This is a genomic window from Microbacterium sp. NPDC055502, from assembly GCF_053643635.1.
The window spans coordinates 1775598-1794155 of record NZ_JBSHKJ010000001.1 but is presented as its reverse complement, the minus strand read 5'-3'; the positions used below and the strand labels follow the sequence as shown (position 1 = coordinate 1794155).

The 18558-nt window shown below is 71.7% G+C and carries 16 protein-coding genes; 7 read left to right on the top strand and 9 right to left on the bottom strand.

What is annotated here, in order from left to right:
- The first annotated feature begins 48 nt into the window (after positions 1-48).
- From ACWH95_RS08755 to ACWH95_RS08740, 4 genes are all read left to right on the top strand, one after another.
- A complete protein-coding gene (locus ACWH95_RS08755; RefSeq protein ID WP_136031982.1) occupies positions 49-1479 on the top strand; it encodes a TrkH family potassium uptake protein in 1431 nt (476 codons plus the stop codon).
- Entirely contained in the window at positions 1472-2143 is a 672-nt protein-coding gene (locus ACWH95_RS08750) for a potassium channel family protein (protein ID WP_136031985.1), read from the top strand. Before ACWH95_RS08755 ends, ACWH95_RS08750 begins: the two co-directional genes overlap by 8 nt.
- A 69-nt stretch (positions 2144-2212) precedes the next feature.
- On the top strand, positions 2213-2989 hold the full coding sequence (locus ACWH95_RS08745) for an ABC transporter ATP-binding protein (protein ID WP_136035873.1): 777 nt from the start codon (positions 2213-2215) through the stop codon (positions 2987-2989).
- Positions 2971-4563, top strand: a complete 1593-nt coding sequence (locus ACWH95_RS08740; RefSeq protein WP_454120546.1) for a hypothetical protein — start codon at positions 2971-2973, stop codon at positions 4561-4563. The genes ACWH95_RS08745 and ACWH95_RS08740 overlap by 19 nt, the downstream gene beginning before the upstream one ends.
- A 12-nt stretch (positions 4564-4575) precedes the next feature.
- On the opposite strand, the gene ACWH95_RS08735 is transcribed toward ACWH95_RS08740, so the two are convergent.
- Complete coding sequence (locus ACWH95_RS08735; RefSeq protein WP_454120545.1) at positions 4576-4863, bottom strand: DUF1905 domain-containing protein; 288 nt, start codon at positions 4861-4863, stop codon at positions 4576-4578.
- A 1-nt stretch (position 4864) separates the two neighbouring features.
- The gene (proC, locus tag ACWH95_RS08730; RefSeq protein WP_136031994.1) at positions 4865-5704 is read right to left on the bottom strand and encodes a pyrroline-5-carboxylate reductase; all 840 of its coding nucleotides are present in this window, start codon (positions 5702-5704) and stop codon (positions 4865-4867) included.
- A 59-nt stretch (positions 5705-5763) separates the two neighbouring features.
- On the opposite strand from proC, the gene ACWH95_RS08725 reads away from it, so the two are divergent.
- Positions 5764-6735, top strand: coding sequence for a cation diffusion facilitator family transporter (locus ACWH95_RS08725; RefSeq protein ID WP_136031996.1), 972 nt, complete (start codon positions 5764-5766; stop codon positions 6733-6735).
- Positions 6736-6769: 34 nt separating this feature from the next.
- On the opposite strand, the gene tadA is transcribed toward ACWH95_RS08725, so the two are convergent.
- Positions 6770-7225, bottom strand: a complete 456-nt coding sequence (gene tadA / locus ACWH95_RS08720) for a tRNA adenosine(34) deaminase TadA (RefSeq protein WP_136031998.1) — start codon at positions 7223-7225, stop codon at positions 6770-6772.
- Positions 7226-7305: 80 nt separating this feature from the next.
- On the opposite strand from tadA, the gene upp reads away from it, so the two are divergent.
- Entirely contained in the window at positions 7306-7938 is a 633-nt protein-coding gene (gene upp, locus ACWH95_RS08715; RefSeq protein WP_136032000.1) for a uracil phosphoribosyltransferase, read from the top strand.
- Positions 7939-8053: 115 nt separating this feature from the next.
- On the opposite strand, the gene ACWH95_RS08710 is transcribed toward upp, so the two are convergent.
- The 3 genes from ACWH95_RS08710 to nadE all read right to left on the bottom strand — a co-directional run bounded on the left by ACWH95_RS08710 (position 8054) and on the right by nadE (position 13241).
- Positions 8054-8857: a GNAT family N-acetyltransferase gene (locus tag ACWH95_RS08710; RefSeq protein ID WP_454120544.1), complete on the bottom strand. Its 804-nt coding sequence runs from the start codon at positions 8855-8857 to the stop codon at positions 8054-8056.
- Entirely contained in the window at positions 8854-12333 is a 3480-nt protein-coding gene (locus ACWH95_RS08705; protein ID WP_454120543.1) for a TM0106 family RecB-like putative nuclease, read from the bottom strand. Before ACWH95_RS08705 ends, ACWH95_RS08710 begins: the two co-directional genes overlap by 4 nt.
- A gap of 89 nt (positions 12334-12422) precedes the next feature.
- Positions 12423-13241: an ammonia-dependent NAD(+) synthetase gene (gene nadE, locus ACWH95_RS08700; protein WP_136045442.1), complete on the bottom strand. Its 819-nt coding sequence runs from the start codon at positions 13239-13241 to the stop codon at positions 12423-12425.
- 109 nt (positions 13242-13350) lie between these two features.
- Here nadE and ACWH95_RS08695 point away from each other — a divergent pair, with 109 nt between their 5' ends.
- A complete protein-coding gene (locus ACWH95_RS08695) occupies positions 13351-13908 on the top strand; it encodes a phosphorylase family protein (protein ID WP_136032007.1) in 558 nt (185 codons plus the stop codon).
- A 6-nt stretch (positions 13909-13914) separates the two neighbouring features.
- Here ACWH95_RS08695 and ACWH95_RS08690 read toward each other — a convergent pair whose 3' ends face one another.
- From ACWH95_RS08690 to ACWH95_RS08680, 3 genes are all read right to left on the bottom strand, one after another.
- Positions 13915-16911 (bottom strand): AAA family ATPase, encoded by a 2997-nt coding sequence (locus tag ACWH95_RS08690; protein WP_378822487.1) that lies wholly within the window; start codon positions 16909-16911, stop codon positions 13915-13917.
- Entirely contained in the window at positions 16912-18081 is a 1170-nt protein-coding gene (locus tag ACWH95_RS08685; protein ID WP_378803396.1) for an exonuclease SbcCD subunit D, read from the bottom strand.
- Positions 18082-18191: 110 nt separating this feature from the next.
- Positions 18192-18500 carry a GNAT family N-acetyltransferase gene (locus tag ACWH95_RS08680; protein WP_136030613.1) on the bottom strand — a complete coding sequence of 103 codons (309 nt, stop codon included), beginning with the start codon at positions 18498-18500 and terminating at the stop codon, positions 18192-18194.
- Between the last annotated feature and the right edge of the window lie 58 nt (positions 18501-18558).

The window sequence follows — 18558 nt, the reverse complement described above, 5'->3', positions numbered from 1 at the left end:
CTCGGCGGGCGGCGTCGTGCACGGATGGATTCGAACGAGGGGGCAGCGATGTCGGGCATCGTTTCGGCGTCGTCGCCCCGACAGCGGTTCCCGGGGTCGGGCGGGCGCTTCAAGCACCTCATCACGTCGTCGCCGTCGCGGTTCGCGATCTCCGTGTTCGCGCTGCTGATCCTCGTCTTCACCGTCCTCTTCTCGCTGCCGATCGCATCGGCCGACCGCACCGTCACGCCGTTGAGCGACGCCCTCTTCACCGCCGTCTCCACGATCTGCGTCACGGGTCTGGCGACCGTGGACATGGCCAACCACTGGTCGCCGTTCGGGCACGTCCTGGTGTTCATCGGCGTGAACATCGGTGCGCTGGGCGTGCTGACCCTCGCCTCGCTGATGGGCATGCTCATCTCCAAGCGCCTCGGGTTGCGCGCCAAGCTCATGGCCGCGGGCGACACGAACCCGCTGCGCGCGCACGGCGGCGTCGTGAACGAGAGCCAGACGGTGCGGCTGGGCGAGGTCGGACAGCTCCTCACCACGGTCGCCGTCTCCGCCCTCATCATCGAGGCCTCCCTCGCCGCGCTCCTCTACCCGGCCCTGGTGATGGCCAAGGTCGACCCGATCGCCGCACTGTGGGAGGCGCCCTACTTCGCCGCCATGGCGTTCACCAACACCGGCTTCGCCCCCAACGACGGCGGCGTCGCGGTGTTCGCCGACGACTACCTCGTGCTGTTCCTGCTCATGGTGGGGGTCTTCCTCGGCAGCATCGGCTTCCCCGTGATCTACACGCTCGCCAAGCACGTGTGGCACGTGAAGCGGTGGTCGCTGCACTCCAAGCTCACGATCGTCACCACCGTGCTGCTGTTCGTGGTCGGTGCCGCCGCGTTCCTCATCCTCGAGTACGACAACCCGAAGACGTTCGGGTCGATGGACGCCGCCGACACGACCTTCCAGGCGTTCTTCCTCTCCGCGATGACGCGCTCCGGCGGCTTCAACGTGATCGAGATGGACGATCTCAACGGCTCCTCCCTGCTCGCGGCGAGCATGCTCATGTTCGTCGGCGGCGGCTCCGCGTCGACCGCGGGAGGCATCAAGGTGACCACCCTCGCCGTGCTCGCGATCGCGGTGTGGTCGGAGGCGAAGGGACGCCAGTCGGTCGAGGCCTTCGGGCGGCGCATCCCGAGCGACGTGCAGCGCGTCGCCCTCAGCGTCGTCGCGTGGGGAGCGACCATCGTGGCCCTGTCGACCATCGTGATCGCGCAGATCACGAAGGCCGACATCAGCCACGTGCTGTTCGACGTCATCTCCGCGTTCGGCACCGTCGGCCTCTCGACGGGCCTGACCGGCGAGCTGCCGGATTCCGCCTCGTACGTCATGGCCGCGACCATCTTCATGGGGCGCGTTGGTACAGTGACTCTCGCCGCGGCAGTCGCCGCGACGTCGCGAACGCAGTACTACTCACTGCCGGTGGAAAGGCCGATCGTTGGTTGAAGTCCTGCGCGGAGACGCCCCCGTCCTCGTCATCGGCCTCGGCCGGTTCGGTGCGGCGTGCGCCGGTGAGCTCGACCGTCTCGACCGCGAGGTCCTCGCGATCGACGACAATCTCGAGCTCGTGCAGAAGTGGTCGGAGCGGGTCACCCACACCGTGCAGGCCGATGCCAGGAACATCGACGCCCTGCGCCAGATCGGCGCCCAGGACTTCCAGGTCGCGGTCGTCGCGGTCGGCTCCTCGATCGAGGCATCCGTGCTCATCACCGCGAACCTCGTCGACCTCAAGGTCCCGCAGATCTGGGCCAAGGCCGTCTCCCAGTCGCACGGCAAGATCCTCGCCCGCGTCGGCGCCAACCACGTGATCTATCCCGAGCGCGAGGCCGGCGAGCGCGTCGCCCACCTGGTGAGCGGTCGCATGCTCGACTTCATCCGCTTCGACGACGACTTCGTGCTCGCCAAAATGTACCCGCCGAAGTTCATCCGCGGCGTCGGCCTGAACGAGTCCGGCGTGCGCTCGAAGTACAAGGTCACCGTCGTCGGCGTGAAGAGCCCCGGCAAGCCGTTCCGCTACGCCGAGGCGAACACCATCGTCACCAACCACGACCTCATCATCGTGTCGGGCACCAACAGCGATATCGAGCGCTTCGCCGCCCTGGACCGCTGACCGCGCCCCATCCCGACTCCCCCTCGCGGTGGATGCGTCCCTCGACTCCCGCGTGATGGGATGGGGGCCATGACCGACCACGCCCCGGCCCCTCCCGTGCTCGCCCTCCGCGGGCTCCGCAAGCAGTTCGGCCAGAAGGTCGCCGTCGACGGCCTCTCGCTCGACGTCCCCGCCGGATCGATGCTCGGCCTGCTCGGCCCGAACGGTGCGGGCAAGACCACCACGCTGGCGATGACGACGGGGCTGCTGCGTCCGGACGCGGGCTCGGCGTGGGTGCTCGGGCACGACGTCTGGCAGGACCCGGCGGGGGCGAAGGCGCTCATGGGCGTGCTGCCCGACGGGATCCGCATGCTCGACCGCCTGACGGGTGCCGAGCTGCTGCGCTACACCGGCCTGCTCCGCGGCATGCCCGAGGCCGAGGTGCACACCCGCACCGGCGAGCTGCTCGACGCGCTGGGCCTCGGCGATGACCGCGACACCCTCGTCGTGGACTACTCCGCCGGCATGCGCAAGAAGATCGGCCTGGCGTGCGCGCTGATCCACGCGCCGCGGCTGCTGCTGCTGGACGAACCGCTGGAGGCCGTCGACCCGGTGTCGGGTCAGACCATCCGGCAGATCCTGCGCGCCTTCGTCGACAGCGGCGGCACGGTGGTGCTGTCCAGTCATGTCATGGAGCTGGTCGAGTCGATGTGCGACCGCGTCGCGATCGTCGCCGAGGGGCGGCTGCTGGCGCACGGAGAACTCGACGAGGTCCGAGCCGGGATGACGCTGCAGCAGCGCTTCCTGTCGCTCGTCGGTGCCCACGACCTGGGAACGGAGACGCTCGCGTGGTTGCGCTCCTCGTAGGCCTGCGGCTGCGTCAGCTCGGTCACCAGCTCGCGCGCAACCCGTGGATGATCGTCACGCTCGTCGTGGTCGGCCTCCTGGCCGTCGGCATCCTCGCGACCCTGACGGTGGGGATCGTGCTGCTGCGGATCGGTGCGCCAGACGCCGCCGTGACCGCGCTCGTGCTGACGGGAGCCGTGATCGTGCTCGGCTGGTGGATCGGGTCGATCCTCGTGAGCGGCGACGACGCCCTGGCGCCCGACCGGTTCGCCCTGCTGCCGGTCACGGCGAAGCGGATGCTCCCGGGGCTCGTGGTCGCGGGCGTCACCACGATCGGCGGCATCGGCACCGCACTCGCCCTGCTGCTGATGCTCCTCGGCTGGTCGGTCGACGTGCTCGCCCTGCTCGCCGCGTTCGTCCTCATCCCGGTAGCCCTGGCGACCTGCGTGCTGGGCGCCCGCGTCGTGAGCGGGCTGCTCGGGAAGTGGCTCGCCCGGCGCCGCACCCGCGACCTCGTGCTCACGGTGGGTGTCGTGCTGCTGGCGTCGTCCGGACTGCTGCTGAACATCGGGCTCCAGGCGCTGACGACCGTGCACGACGTCGGCGGGGCGTTCGCCACCGTGGCCGAGGTCGCCGCCTGGACCCCGGTCGCCGCCGTGTTCGGGGTTCCCGCGGCGCTCGCGCAGGGGGCGGTGGGGGTCGCACTGCTCCGGCTGCTCATCGCCGTCGGCACGGTCGTGCTCCTCTGGGCCGCGGCCCGCGTCCACCTCGACGCCCGCCTCACGGCACCTCTCGTGTCCAGCGGGGGCGGCCGGGTCCGCTCGGGCGGCCTACTCGACCGGATGCTGCCGGCGGGACCGGTCGGTGCGATCGCGGGCCGCACGCTCCACTACTTCCGCCGCGACCCGCGCCAGGTCGTCAATGTGGTGATGCTGCTGATCCTGCCCGCGATCTTCCTCGGTCTCGCCGTGATGAACGGCCTGCGGGAGGAGTCCGTGGGACTCGCTCCCGCCATCGTGCTGATCCCGGCCATCAACGCCCTCCTCGCGGGGAGCATCGTGCAGCTGGCCATCGCCTACGACAACGACGCGGTCGCCCTGCACATCCTGACCGGTGTCAGCGGCACCGCAGACCGGGCGGGACGGCTGCTCGGCTTCGGGCTGATCGGCCTCCCGGTCACGATCGCCCTGTGCGTGGCGACGTGCCTGGTCGCCGGACGACCGGACCTGCTGCCCGCGAGCCTCGGCGCGGCGCTCGGCCTGATGGCGGTGTCGGCCGGCGCGGGCGCGTGGGTGGGCGCGTTCCTCCCCGGTCGCGCTCCCGCTCCCGAGGCGAACCCGTTCGGTCGCGGATCGGCGGGCGGCGCGCAGTCCTTCCTCGCGATGCTGATCATGTCGCCGATCACGCTGATCCTGGGCGGCCCGGCTCTGGGCTTCGGGATCGCCGCGATCTGGATGCCGCCGCTGGGCTGGGTGAGTCTGGCGTGCGCGGTCGTGATCGGGACCGCCGCCGTGTGGGGCGGGGCCGTGCTGGGCGGCAAGACGCTCGAACGGCGGTGGCCGGAGGTGCTCGCGGAGGTGTCGAGCGAGAGCTGAGCCCCGCGGGGATCAGGCGTCGATGTCGAGGACGACCTCGACCGTGTCGCCCACGCCGAGTCCCTCCCGATCCTGCAGCACCTTCTTGATCGGCACGATGTAGCCGCCGTCCTTCGGCCACAGCGCGGTGGTCACGGTCGTGCCGCCGATCGTCACCGTCGCGGGGATCATGCCCCAGCCATAGGTGACGACGGCGGCGACATCGTGGATCATCGCGCTCTCGACCGGCGGCACCGTGACGAAGTGGAACGGCGCCGGCCCGCGCCAGAACCAGATCTCCCCCTCGACCCGCAGCCGCATGTCACGCCCCCGCCGCGAGCTCCTTCGCGCGGGCGAGCGCGGCCGCGGCGGCCTCGGCGAAGGTCCGGTCAAGGTGGGCGTCCTGCAGCACGGCGACGGCGCGCTCGGTAGTGCCCTTGGGACTGGTCACACGGCGCCGCAGCTCGGCCGGGTCTTCGCCCGACGCGTCGAGCAGGGCGGTCGCACCGATGAAGGTCTGCTCGACCATGAGCCGCGCATCCGCCTCGGTGAACCCCATCCCGATGGCCGCCGTGGTGACCTCCTCGATCAGGAGGAACACGTACGCGGGGCCCGAGCCGGAGATCGTGGACAGCGCGTCGATCTGCGACTCCGGCACCTCGATCACCGCGCCGACCGTCTCGAACAGGCGTCGCACGAGCGCCACGTCGTCCGCGGTCGCCGCAGCCCCGGCGGCGAGGCCGGTCACGCCCTTGCGGACGGTCGACGGCGTGTTCGGCATCGACCGGATCACGCGCGCTCCGGTGCCCAGGTGGTCGGCGAACGTCTGCAGGGTGACCCCGGCGGCCAGGCTGACGACGATCGTGTCGGCGGTCAGGTGCGGAGCGATCTCGCGCAGCAGCTCCGGCACCATCGCGGGCTTGACGCCCACCAGCACGATCCGGGCGCCGGACACCGCCTCGGCGTTGCCCTCCGGCCGCTCGGACAGCGCGATGCTGGTCACCCCGTCGAGCCCATCGAACGACGCCGCCTTCTCCGTCGTGCGGTTCGTCGCGGTGATCCCGCCGTCGACCGGGACGCCCGATGCGAGCACGCCGCGGAGGATCGCCCCGCCCATCGAACCGGCACCGAGGAACGCGAGGGAGGGAAGCGAGTCAGCCATGTGGTCATCCTACGGCGGGCGCTCCGGCGTCCCCCGACCGGCGGTTCTAGACTCGACGCATGAGTGCATCCGGAGGAAGCAAGGCCATCGTCGCGGCATTCCTGGCGAACCTGGGCATCGCTCTCGCGAAGTTCCTCGCGTGGGCCCTCTCCGGCTCCGCCTCCATGCTCGCGGAGGCCATCCACTCGGTCGCCGACTCGGGCAACCAGCTCCTCCTCATGCTCGGCGGACGCAAGGCCCAGCGCCGAGCCGACCGCGCGCACCCGTTCGGCTACGGACGCGAACGCTACGTGTACGCCTTCGTCGTCTCGATCATCCTGTTCTCGGTCGGCGGCCTCTTCGCCATCTACGAGGGCGTCGAGAAGCTCACGAACCCCCACGAGCTCGACAAGACCTGGTGGTGGCTGCCTCTCGTCGTGCTGCTGATCGCGATCGGCCTGGAGTCGTTCTCGCTGCGCACCGCCGTGAAGGAGAGCAACCTCGTGCGCGACCGGGGCCAGTCGTGGCGGTCGTTCGTGCGGCGCGCCAAGGCCCCCGAGCTTCCGGTCGTGCTGCTCGAGGACGTCGGCGCCCTGACCGGTCTGACGTTCGCGCTGCTCGGCGTCGGCCTCACCCTCCTCACCGGCAACCCCCTCTTCGATGCGCTCGGCACCGTCATGATCGGCGTGCTGCTGGTGCTGATCGCGATCGTGCTCGGCGTCGAGACGAAGAGCCTCCTGGTGGGCGAGGGAGCCACGCAGGCCGACGAGGACCGCATCGTGGACGCGATCACGGACGGCCCGGAGATCGAGAAGATCATCCACCTGAAGACCCTGTACCTCGGGCCGGACGAGCTCATGGTCGCCGCGAAGATCGCCCTCAACGCCGACAAGCCCCTGCGCGAGGTCGCCGACGACATCGACGCGATCGAGAGCCGCATCCGCGAGGCCGTTCCGGTGGCGCGCGTCGTCTACATCGAGCCCGACGTGTACCGCCCCGCGATCGACCCGGAGCCCTCGACGGACGTGTTCGTGCTCAAGTCCTCGGACTGAGGCGCGGCGGTCGCGCAGTGATCCGACCCGGCAGTCACCGCCGCTGCGCGAAGAAGTCACGCAGCAGCGCGGTGGACGCCTCTTCGTCGACCCCGCCGATGACCTCCGCACGGTAGGGAAGACGTCGGTCCCGCAGCACGTCGTACATCGACCCGGCCGCACCCGCCTTGTCGTCCCACGCGCCGAACACCACGCGCCCGACGCGAGCCTGCAGGATCGCGCCAGCACACATGAGGCAGGGCTCCAGCGTCACCACGAGCGTGCAGCCGTCGAGGTTCCACGAGCCGAGCGCCGCCGCGGCCGCCCGCAGGGCCACGACCTCGGCGTGACCGGTCGGGTCGTGCGTGGTCTCCCGCGTGTTGCGGCCCTCCGCGAGCATCCGCCCCTGGGCGTCGAGCACCACGGCGCCCACCGGGATCTCGGCGTCTGCGGCGGCCTCCGCGGCCAGCACGAGCGCGCGCTGCATCGCAGTGCGGTCGGCGGCGGTCATGCGTCGAGCCTACGGCAGCGCCAGCTGCGCCCCGCAGGACCGATGTCGTGCGCGCGGTCGCGGCGCATTAGCCTGTATCCATGCGTGTTCACGTCGCCGACCACCCCCTCATCACCCACAAGCTCTCGGTGTTGCGCGACGCGCGCACCCCGTCGCCCGTGTTCCGGCAGCTGACGGAGGAGCTCGTGACCCTCCTGGCGTACGAGGCCACGCGCAACGTGAAGGTGTCGCCGGTGGAGATCACGACCCCGGTCACCACCACCACGGGCGTCAAGATCTCCGAGCCGCGCCCCATCGTCGTCCCCATCCTGCGCGCCGGCCTCGGCATGCTCGAAGGCCTCGTGAAGCTGCTCCCGACCGCCGAGGTCGGCTTCCTCGGCATGGTCCGCGACGAGGAGACGTTCGAGCCCACCACCTACGCCGAGCGGCTGCCGGACGACCTCAGCGACCGGCAGTGCTTCGCGATCGACCCGATGCTCGCAACCGGCGGGTCGCTGGCCGCGGCCATCCAGTTCCTGTTCGACCGCGGCGCGAAAGACGTCACGGCCATCTGCCTGCTCGGCACCCCCGAGGGCGTCGCCGCGATCGAGGCGATGGCCGGCGACCGCGATGTGACCCTGGTGCTGGGTGCCCTCGACGAACGCCTGAACGAGAAGGGCTACATCGTGCCCGGCCTCGGCGACGCGGGCGACCGCCTGTACGGCACCGTCTGACCCGGGCGGCCCGACCCCGGGGGGCCCGAGGCTACGTCAGCGCGTGAGCATGGCAGCACGGCAGCGCGTCAGCACGGCAGCGCGTCAGCACGGCAACGCGTGACGGGTCACCGCGTCAGCGCGTCAGGCGGTACGCGCGCTCGTCTCCGTACCGCGTGAATCCGGCCCTGGCGAGGATCGGCGCCGAGGTCGCGACGCGGCCCTTGACCAGCGCGGTCGCCGCACCGCGCGCCGCGCTCTCCCGCAGCCGCTCCGCGAGCACGGCCCGATAGGCACCACGCCCTCGGTCGCCGTCGAGGGTCGCCGCACCCCACAGTCGCGTGAATCCGTCGACGATCGTGCACCCGCCCGTGCTCACCGCGCGACCGTCGATGCGACCCAGCACCCGGAACCCGGTGCCCGCATCGAGGGCGGCCGTCAGCTCCGCGAACTCGGCGCGAAGCTCGTCGCCGTCGAGCGGCCGTTGCTCCCAGACGGGGACGTTGATCTCATCCACCTCCCGAAGCTGGTCGACCGTGCGCACGACCTCGACCGAGACGCCCGGCGGCACATCGACCGCGCCCTCAGTCGTCGGACGGGCGAACACCGTGACGGTGTCGACGTGCTCGGCCCCGCGGCCCACCAGCTCCTCTTCGAGGTCGGGCTCGTCGGCCGGGTTCGTCCAGAACGTGAAGACGGTCTCGCCCCAGGCCTCCACGCGCTCCAGCGCCCGCTCCACGACCTCCGCGGCGGAACGCGTCGACGACACCTGCGAGCCACGCACCCCGCCCCCGAAGCGCTCCGGGTAGCGCACGAGGAGCAGGTCGTCGCGGACGTGCTCGCTTCCCCGCGGGAACCACGCCCACCCGGCGGCGGCACGGAGGACGTCTTCTGCCGCGGGTATGCCGTCGGCACTCGGCCGCGCATCGGCCGGCGTCACGAGTCCTCCTCCGCCGCACCCACGAGCCGCGCGAAGGCGCTCAGCCGCGCGACGCCCTCGGGCGTGTAGGGCAGATCGTCGAGCAGCGCGGGCGAGTGGATGAGGTAGGCCAGCACCTGGGCGCGCGAGATCGCGACGTTCAGCCGGTTCTGCAGCAGCAGGAACTCCGGCCCCCGGGGCGCGTCGCGGCCGCTCGACGCCGCGAGTGAGGTGATGGAGACCACGGCCTCCTTGCCCTGGAAGTTGTCGACCGTGCCCACCGGCACCTCACCGAAGCCCGCCGCCTCGAGCGCGTCGTGCACCAGCTGACGCTGGGCGTTGTACGGCGCGACCACGATGATGTCCGCCGGGGTGAGCGGCCGCGCGGAGCCCGCCGGATCGTTGTCGCGGAAGGGGCGACCGACCAGGTCCCGCACGATGCGGACGACCTCCGCAGCCTCCTCGGGCGACTGGGTCGCGTTGCCGCGATGGCGCAGGGGGACGATGTGCAGCCCCGGGTCGACGCCCTCGATCGACCGCCGCTCCGTACCTGGCGCGGACGCGAGCTTGCCGGCGTACGCGAGCTGCGACACCGGGGCGGCCACGAACGGATGCATGCGCCACGACTGCGCCAGGAAGTAGCCGTACTCCGGTCGCACGACGGGATCGCCGTCCATCACCCATCCGAGCGCGGACGTGTCGACCGGCTCGGGGTGCGCCCCCTGACTCACCTGCGGAAGCTGCTGCGGATCGCCCAGGAGAAGCAGCCGTTGCGCTGCCGCTGCGACCGCGATCGTCGACGCGAGCGAGAACTGTCCCGCCTCATCGATCACCAGGAGGTCGAGGCCCCCGCGCGCCACGCGCTGCGTGTTGCTGAAGTCCCACGCCGTCCCGCCGACCACGGCCCCCTCATGCTCGTGCTCGGCGAGGAACGCCGCCATGCCGTTCTTGGGGATGACGGTGTACGAGGGATCGCCGCTGTCGTCTTTCGGGGCCTTCGCGACCTGAGCGGGCGCGACGCCGTCGGCCACGATCCGCTCCAACAGCGTCTCGATGATGGCGTGCGACTGCGCCACCACGCCGACCCGGAAGCCGTGCTCGTTCACCAGACGCGCGATGACCCGCGATCCCGTGTACGTCTTGCCCGTACCGGGAGGGCCCTGCACGGCGAGGTAGCTGCGATCGAGGTCGAGGACCCCGCGGACGATCGCGTCGATCGTGTCGCTCCCCGGCTCCGGCAGCGGAGCCCCGGAGACCGTGCGAGGCGGGCGCCGCCGGATGATGTCGGTCGCCGCATCGTCGGGGAACCCCGGGGCGGCCGCATGCACCGCATCGGCCCACTCGTCGATCGCCTGTTGCAGCGACACCACCCGCGGGGGCGCGGCCGGGGTGAGGGCGACCGGCAGCTCGTCCCACGTCTGCCCCTGCACCGCCGACTCGACGATCAGATAGCCGTCGTCGAGCACCTCCCGCACGCTCACGGTGTGCGGCACGTGCACGGCACGCGACGGCACCTCGGTGTCGAACGGCGCCGGCGCGTCGTACAGCGCGAACGGCTGAGCGCCGGGGCCGAGGGTCGTGCCCGGTGACACCTCACCCCGGATCTCGACCTCGCGCGACATGACCCTCCGGCCCTCGCCGATGCTCCAGTCGCTCCGCACGCGCGAGGATGGCGCATCGACCTTGACCACGTCGCGCGTGCCATCCCACATGGTCACGGGCTCGCGGAGTCGCTGGAAGTGCGACACCCAGAAGCTCTTCGCCTCCCGGGGGAAGTAGTCGATCGCCGCCGCCGCGATCCGATGCACGAGCCCGTCGCCGCCGGCCTCCACGTCCCTCTCGGCATCCCCGAGCAGGGCCAGCGAGCGAGGCGACGGCTCGTAGATCACCTCGTCGGCGTCGTCCGGAGGCGCGGGCGTCACCCCCTCTCGGCGCGCGATCTCGATCAGCCAGTTGCGCAGCCGCCTCGTCGACACGCAGTCGTAGCGGTTGTAGTCGGCGAGGTCGGCGAACACCGCGTCGGCCTCCGCCTGCGCGCCCGCCGCCGCCAGCTCCCGCGCGGCCACGTACTGCACGATCGAGTCGTCGCCCTTCTGCACGTCGCTCGTGCGCACGTCGTCGCCCATGTAGAGCGGCTCGAGCTTCTTGATCGAGTAGGAGCGCGACCCCACGCGGACCGTGCGCAGCACCAGCGGATACAGATCGACGAACACGCCCTCGCGCAGCAACCGGTCCACCTCGCCCTCGCGGACTCCGTGGCGGGCGGCCATCGCGACCAGGTGCGACGTCTCGTACGGCGCGTAGTGGTAGATGTGCATGCCCGGGTGCGCGGCCCTGCGGAGCTTCACGAAATCGAGGAACGTCTCCAGCGCCCGGCGCTCCTCGGCGAACGTGTGCGCCCACAGCGCGGTGTACTGATCGGCGTTGTCGACCCACCCGAACAGGTAGTCGATGCCCCACTCCGACTCTCCGTCTGGCGCGGGTTCGGTGTACAGCGGGTCTCCCTCGAAGTCGAAGAAGATGTCGCCGTGGCTCGGTACCGGCAGCGTGTGGATCGCAGCGGCGTAGTGCACGTCGTACGTCGGTGCGCCCTCGACATCGGCGCGGAGCTGGAGCTTCGCCTGCGACCGGAGGTTCTCGAACGTGTCGACGTTCATACCCTCCGGGGCCCCGGACGCCGCGGCCAGGTCGTCGATCGTCTCGATGCCCGCCGCGCGCAGCCGCGCGCGCTGGACGGGCCGCATCCGCGCGACCATCAGCAGGTCGCGGTGGGCGATCACCTGCTCCTCGCACGTCGCACAGCGTCCGCACGCCACGATGCGGAGATCGCCGCGGTCGTCGCCCCACGCCAGCGGCTCTCCCTCCTGTCCCTCGGCCACGGCCCGATCCGCGATGAGCGCGCGCAGCCGCGCCCGACGCACCCGGAACAGCGGCAGCAGATCGTCAACCGCGTGCGTGCTGACGCTGTGGTCGCCCAGGATGAGGTCGACCTCGTCGGCCCGGGGGATGCCGAGGCGATCGAGCTGATCGACATATGCCGCGAGCTGCATGAGCGCCGTGACGCGGGCTTTCCGCGCCAGCTTGGAGTCCTGCACGCGCCACCGCCCGTCGGCGTCTTTACGCAGGAAGTCCGCGAAGCCGACGAAGTCCTCCGTCGCGAACGCCGCCTGGAACACCACCAGCGCGTCGGAGCGCAGGGCCTCGATCGTCTCGCCGACGGCCGCGGCCAGAGCTTCAGGATCGTTCGAGCGGATCTTGTCGACGCGGTGCACCCGCTCCGGCCCGAGCTCGCTCAGGTACCGGTCGAGCACGTTCTGCTCGTGCACGTCTCCCAGCTGCGCGGCCCGCTGCAGCGTCGCATCCTCCGGCTCCTCGACCACCGGCACGCGGCCGAGCTTCGCGTCGATCGCCCGACACCAGGCGAACTCGCACTCCGCCGCCGCCTTGAGGTCGCTCGCGCTCCAGACGACCCGCTGCGCCTCCGTGTCGATCCGCACGATTCTCCCGTTCTCTCGGATGCTTCGACACTATCCGCGGCATCCGACACGGGCGAAAGCGAGCGCGACCGCGCCCTTCCCTCGACGCCTCAGCGCCACCAGGTGTCGTCGGGAGTGACGGGGAGGTGGCGCTTGTGCTGGGTCGCGAGGTAGCGCGACTCGATGCGACCGGCGACGTCAGGGTCGACCTCCTCCCCCTCCAGGAACGCGTCGATCTGCTCGTACGTCAGCCCCAGCTCGTCCTCGTCGGCTCGTCCGGGCTGGCCATCGAGGAGGTCGGCCGTGGGCACCTTGAGCGCCAACCGGTCGGGCGCGTCGAGGAACTGCAGCAGCGAGCGGCCCTGTCGCTTCGTGAGGCCCGACAGCGGCAGCACGTCCGCGGCGCCGTCGCCGAACTTCGTGTAGAACCCCGTCACGGCCTCGGCCGCGTGGTCGGTGCCGATCACGATCAGGCCGTCGTGTCCCGCGAGGGCGTACTGCGTCACCATGCGCAGTCGCGCCTTGATGTTGCCGCGGTTGAAGTCGGTGATGTCGCCGGAGACCGCCGCCTCGATGTCGCGCTCCACGCCGTCGACGCCGTTCTGGATGTTCACCTCGACCGAGGAGTCCGGGGCGATGTAGTCGAGCGCGGCCTGCGCATCGTCCGCGTCGTGCTGCACGCGATAGGGCAGCCGTACCGCCAGGAACGTGGCCTCGCCGCCTTCGGCCCGCACGCGCTCGACCGCGAGCTGCGCGAGCCGGCCGGCGAGGGTCGAGTCCTGACCGCCGGAGATGCCGAGCACGTACCCCCTGGCACCCGTCGTGCGCAGGTAGTCCGCAAGGAAGCCGACCCTCCGCTCCACCTCCGACTCGGGGTCGATGTCGGGCCGGACACCCAGGTCTTCCGCGATCTGCTTCTGCAACGACACGTGATCCTCCGCTCTTCGCCTGGCCCCAGTATCCTCCCTCCGCGCAGCGGCGGGGCGGCGGCGCGGCGCTCGCACGCGGCATCCAGCCGAGACCTGAGAGAATGAGGCAGTGAAACTCCTCGTCGCCGCGCTCGCGTCCGAACTGTCCGCCTTCCCCGACGAGCTCGACGGCTTCGACCGGCTGGTCACCGGCCCCGGCAAGCTGCAGGCCACCTACGCGCTCACCCGCGCCCTCGACGCCCGGCGCTACGACGAGGTCGTCGTCGTCGGAACGGCGGGGGCCATCGAGCCGGGGCTCGAGGCCACCGTCCACGAGATCGGCTCCGCATTCCAGCACGACGTGACCGACCTCGACGGCGTCTCCGGCCAGCACGTTTCGCTTCCCGCACGCGTGAGCACCGGCCGTGACGGCGTGCTGATCGCGACCGGAGACCACTTCGTGGAGGACGCCGAGGTGACCGCGGTCATCCGGCCCACCGGTGCCGCCCTCGTCGACATGGAGACCTACGCGTACATCTGGGTGGCCGGGCAGTTCGGGGTGCCGATCCGCGCGTTCCGTGCCGTCTCCGATCAGGCCGAAGACGGCGCCCTCACCGACTGGCGCGCCGCGGTCGCGCGATGCAGCGTCCAGCTGCGCGACGTCATCCGCGCCGAGTACGGGGTCTGACCCGCGTCAGCGCGCCTCGATCACGCTCGGACCGTTCGCCAGCGCCCGCACGGTGAGCTGTGCGGGGATCTGCTCCTGCATGGCCTCCACGTGACTGATCACCCCCACCGTGCGACCGCCCTGGCGCAGTTCGTCGAGTGTGCGCATGGCGATGTCGAGCGTGTCGCCGTCGAGCGAGCCGAAGCCCTCGTCGATGAACAGCGTGTCGAGGCGGATCCCTCCGGCGCGCGCTGTGACGACCTCGGCGAGTCCGAGCGCGAGGGCGAGCGACGTGAGGAACGTCTCGCCGCCGGACAGCGACTGCGGAGGTCGGGTCTGGCCGGTGAAGGCGTCGGCCACCACGATCCCGAGGCCCGACGCGGCCCCTCGCGCCGCCAGTGCGTCGGAGTGGCGCAGCTGGTAACGCCCCTCCGACATGTCGTGCAGGCGACGGTTGGCCGCCTCGACGATCTCCTCCAGCTCCGCGGCGAGCACGAAGGTCTCGAGCGTCATCTTGCGGGTGTTCGCGCCGCGCCCGGCGATCGTGTCGGCGAGGTTCTTCAGCACCTCGAACTCCGCCGCGTCCTCGGCCGTGCGCGCGTGCTCGTCCCCGGCCGCGGCGAGGAGTCCGGACAACCGGGCGGCGTCTCCAGCGGCGACGGTCGCGGCGTCGACGGCGGCCGACCAGAGCGCCCGGGCCTCGCTCGACACGCGTTCTGCGGCCGCGGTGTCGATCGGCTCCTCGGGCAGCGTCTTCAGCTCGAGGTCGAACAGGATCTCCCGTTCTTTCTCCCGCTGCACCGTGTGCTGGGTGATGCGGGCGTCGAGCGCCTCCTGCTCCGCCGACGAGCGGAGAGCCTCCTCCGCATCCGTGACCTCGGCGAACACCGAGGCGAGCAGCGCGGCATCGCGCTCCCGGTCGGCCTCGACGACCGCCCTCTCTCGACGAGAGCGCTCCGCGCGCGCGCCCGCCAGCCGCCGGGCGACCTCGGTGCGGGCGGTGGTCTCGGCGATCCGCTCGGCGACCGATGCCGCGTCGCCACGGGCCTGCGCGATCTGCTCGTCCGCGTCGCCGTTCCGTTGCACCAGCAGCGCCAGGTGCTCGCGCGCCTGGGCCAGCGCCGCTGCGGCCGTCGCGACCTCGGAGTCCTGACGCTCCTTCCGAGCAAGAAGGTCGGCGCGCACGGCCTCGAGCTCTGCCGCTCGCTGCTCCGCCTCGACCGCGGCGGTGTGCTCGTCCTCGGCGGTCCGGTACTCGCGCTCGGCGCGCTCAGGATCGCGTCCGTCGGCCTTCGCCGTCGCGGCCGCGAGCTCGGCACGGAGCCCGGCGCACGTGTCGCCGGCGGCGCGCTCCCCCGCCGCCGCCGCGTCGCGGGCGGACTCGGCCAGGGCGATGTCGTCGACCGAGACGGGGTCGGTGTGGGTGGCCGGCGCGGGATGCTCCGTCGAGCCGCAGACGGCGCAGGCCTCACCCTCCACCAGGGCCGTGGCGAGCTCCCCCGCCATCCCGTCCATGCGGCGCTGGCGCAGCTGCGCGAGCCGGGACTGCGCCGTCGCGTGCTCCGAGGTCACCCGTGCGAGCTCGGCCTCCGCTGCGTCGCATGCCGCGGCGAGACGCTCGGCCGTCCTGGCGGCATCCCACCGGTCCTTCGCGGCGAGCAGTGCGGCCTCCCGCCCCGGTCGACCCGCGGCGAGGTCTCTGGCGGCGGCACGCTCCGCCTCCACCTCGGCGAGCTGGACCGGAAGGGCGTCGCGCTCGGTCTCGGCCGTCTCGACCCGCGCCTGCGCCGAGGCCGCATCGGCCTCCGCGGCCCGCTGCTCGGCGTCGCGCTCGGTCGCGTGCCGCTCCAGCACGACCGCGCGTTCCCACCCGCCGATCTCGCGCAGGCGCTCGGTGACCCACGCCTCCAGGTCGTCCACCTCGATGCCGTACGCCGTCCACTCCTCCGCGGCGCGCGATTCGCCTGCAACAGCCTCCGCCAGGGCCTCGCGCGCGCGAGCCGCGGCCGCGATGGTCGGTCGCAGCGCCTCAGCGGCACGCGCGTTCCCGAGCTCGACCCTGGCCTCCGCGATCCGGGGCTCCTCGGCGTCGAGGCGGGCGAGGGCCGCGCGTGCCCTGTCGCGCTCGACCTGGGCACGGCGATCCTCCCGCCGCGCCGCCAGCGCCGCGTCCGCCTCCGCCGACCGCCGCTCGGCGTCGGCACGCTCCGAGGCCCGACGCTCGGAGCGGTACTCGGCGCGAGCGAGTGCGCGCCCGAGCGCGTCGAGCCGATCCTGCACAGTGGGCGTCGTCGCGGTCTCCGTCGTTTCGCCGCCGATGTCCTCACCGCCGCCGTTCTCCCCGCCCAGGCCCGCGTCCGTCACCAGGCGCTCGGCCTCCTCGAGTCGCGCGACGACCGTCGCCAGCCGCGAACCCAGCGCCTGCTCGGCCTGTCGGCGCCGCTCGTCGAAGCGCGCCTGCACATCTTCGAAGCGCTCGGTGCCGAACAGCCGCCGCAGCAGCGACTGCCGGTCCCGGCTTCCGGCCAGCAGGAACTCCGAGAACCGGTTCTGCGCGAGCAGGATCACCTGCAGGAACTGCTCCCTGCTCAGCTGGAGGATCTCATCGAGCTCCTGCGCCACATCGACGGCGCGCGCCGCTCGGCCGACCCACCCCGACGCGGTCGACTCCTCGAGCGAGACGGCTGCGGCCTGCTTCGTCATGCCCCCACCGCGGCGCGCGGGGCGGAGGTACTCCGGCGACCGGGTCACGCGGTAGCGGCCGGACGGCGTGCTGAACTCGACCACCACTTCCGACGGGTCGTCCGGCTCGCAGTGGTCGCTGCGCAACCGCTTCTCGCCACCCTCGTACCGGGGTACCCCGCCGTACAAGCCGAAGCACACGGCGTCGAGGATGCTCGACTTCCCGGCGCCCGTGCGACCGGCGATCAGGAAGATGCCGTCGTCGGCGAACGCGTCGAAGTCGACGATCTGGCGTGCGCGGAAGGGTCCGAATCCCTCGACCTCCAGGCGGTGCAGACGCATCTAGACGAGAGCCTCCGCTCGGACGCGGTCGTCGAGCACCTCGCGGATCAGCTCGCGCTCGACCTCCGTCACGCCCTGCCCGGCGCGCACGTGCTCGAGGAAGGCCCCGATCCGGTCGGCGTCGGTGACCGCGGAGCGCAGGCGCTGTGCGTACGAGTGCTCCGCCGTCTCACCCGTGGCGATCGGCTGGTGCTGCACCATGGCGCAGTGCGGGTACGCCTCGCGCAGTCGTCGCATGGGCTCGGACTGCGGCACGGCATCGGTGTACACCGCGCACACCCAGTCGTCGGCATGGGCGGTGATGTTCTCCGTGGACAGGATCTCCGCGAAGCTGCCGGTGAGCGTGACGAGACGCCGCGGCACCGGCAGCTCCCGCCACTCGACCCGGGCGAGCCCGTCGGCGTCGAGGTCCACGAGCCAGGACCCTCGGGGCTTGTGCTGCTCGCCGAAGCTGTAGTGCAGGGGCGCTCCGGCGTACCGCACGCGCTCGCTCACCTGCTGCCGCCCGTGGATGTGGCCGAGCGCCACATAGTCGGGGCCGTCGAACACGCTCAGCGGGACGACGTCGAGGCCGCCCTGGCGCACCTCGCGCTCCAGGCCCTCGGTGGGCTCGACACCCGCGGCGAAGCAGTGGGCGATCGCGACGGAGCGCCCGTCGTGCTCCTGCATCCCCGCGCGGACGAGATGCATCGCATGGGCCATGGTCTGTGCCTGCGTGCGCAGCTGCCGCCCGTCGGCGTCACCCTCCGGCCAGTGTTGCCGCACGATGGCGGGCTCGAGGTACGGGATGCCGAAGAAGTGCACGGGGCCGTGGTCGTCGGCGATCGTGACGGGCCGCCCGATCGCGAGCGGATCGGTCAGCACATGGATGCCGTCGCGGAGCAGCCGCGACTGGAAGCCGAGTCGCGCCGCCGAGTCGTGGTTGCCGCTGGTCACGATGACCCGCGCGCCCGTGGCGTGCAGCGCCACCAGCGCGTCGCCGAGGAGCGTGTACGCCGCGGCGGACGGCGTCGCCGAATCGAAGACGTCGCCCGCGACGACCACGACGTCGACCCCCTCCTGCTCGACCTGGACGGTCAGCGCGGCGAGCACCTCGGCGAGCGCCTCCAGCGTGGAGTTGCCGTGGAAGGTCCGGCCGATGTGCCAGTCCGAGGTGTGCAGGATCCGCATACTCACACCGTACGAACGACCTCCGACATTCGGTCTGAGGCCCGCCGCGGGCAGCCGAGCCGGCCGGAGGAAGCACGACCGTGCACGTAACACGGCGTCATACTCGCGCCTCAGCGGCGGCGGAGGACTCCGGCTCGCTCGGGGTGCGCGGCGAACCACTCCGCCACGTACCAGCAGACCGCGTCGACCGTGCGGTCGCCCCGCTCCTCGATGTCGGCGACCGCCCCGTCGACCACGATTCCCGCGTAGCCATGGCCGCGGAAAGTCGGCACGGTGAAGGCGCGGGTCAGGGCGATCGTGTGGCCGTCGTCGCGATAGTCCAGCACGCTGACCAGCTTCCCGTCGCGCGTGAGCGTATACCGCGATGCGTCCTTCTCGTCGGTCAGGATGAAGCCGCCGACGGTGTGCGAGATCGTCATCCGTGCCACGTTACGCCCCTCCGCCACGCCCGGGCGTTTTGACATGCGTCGTCACGAT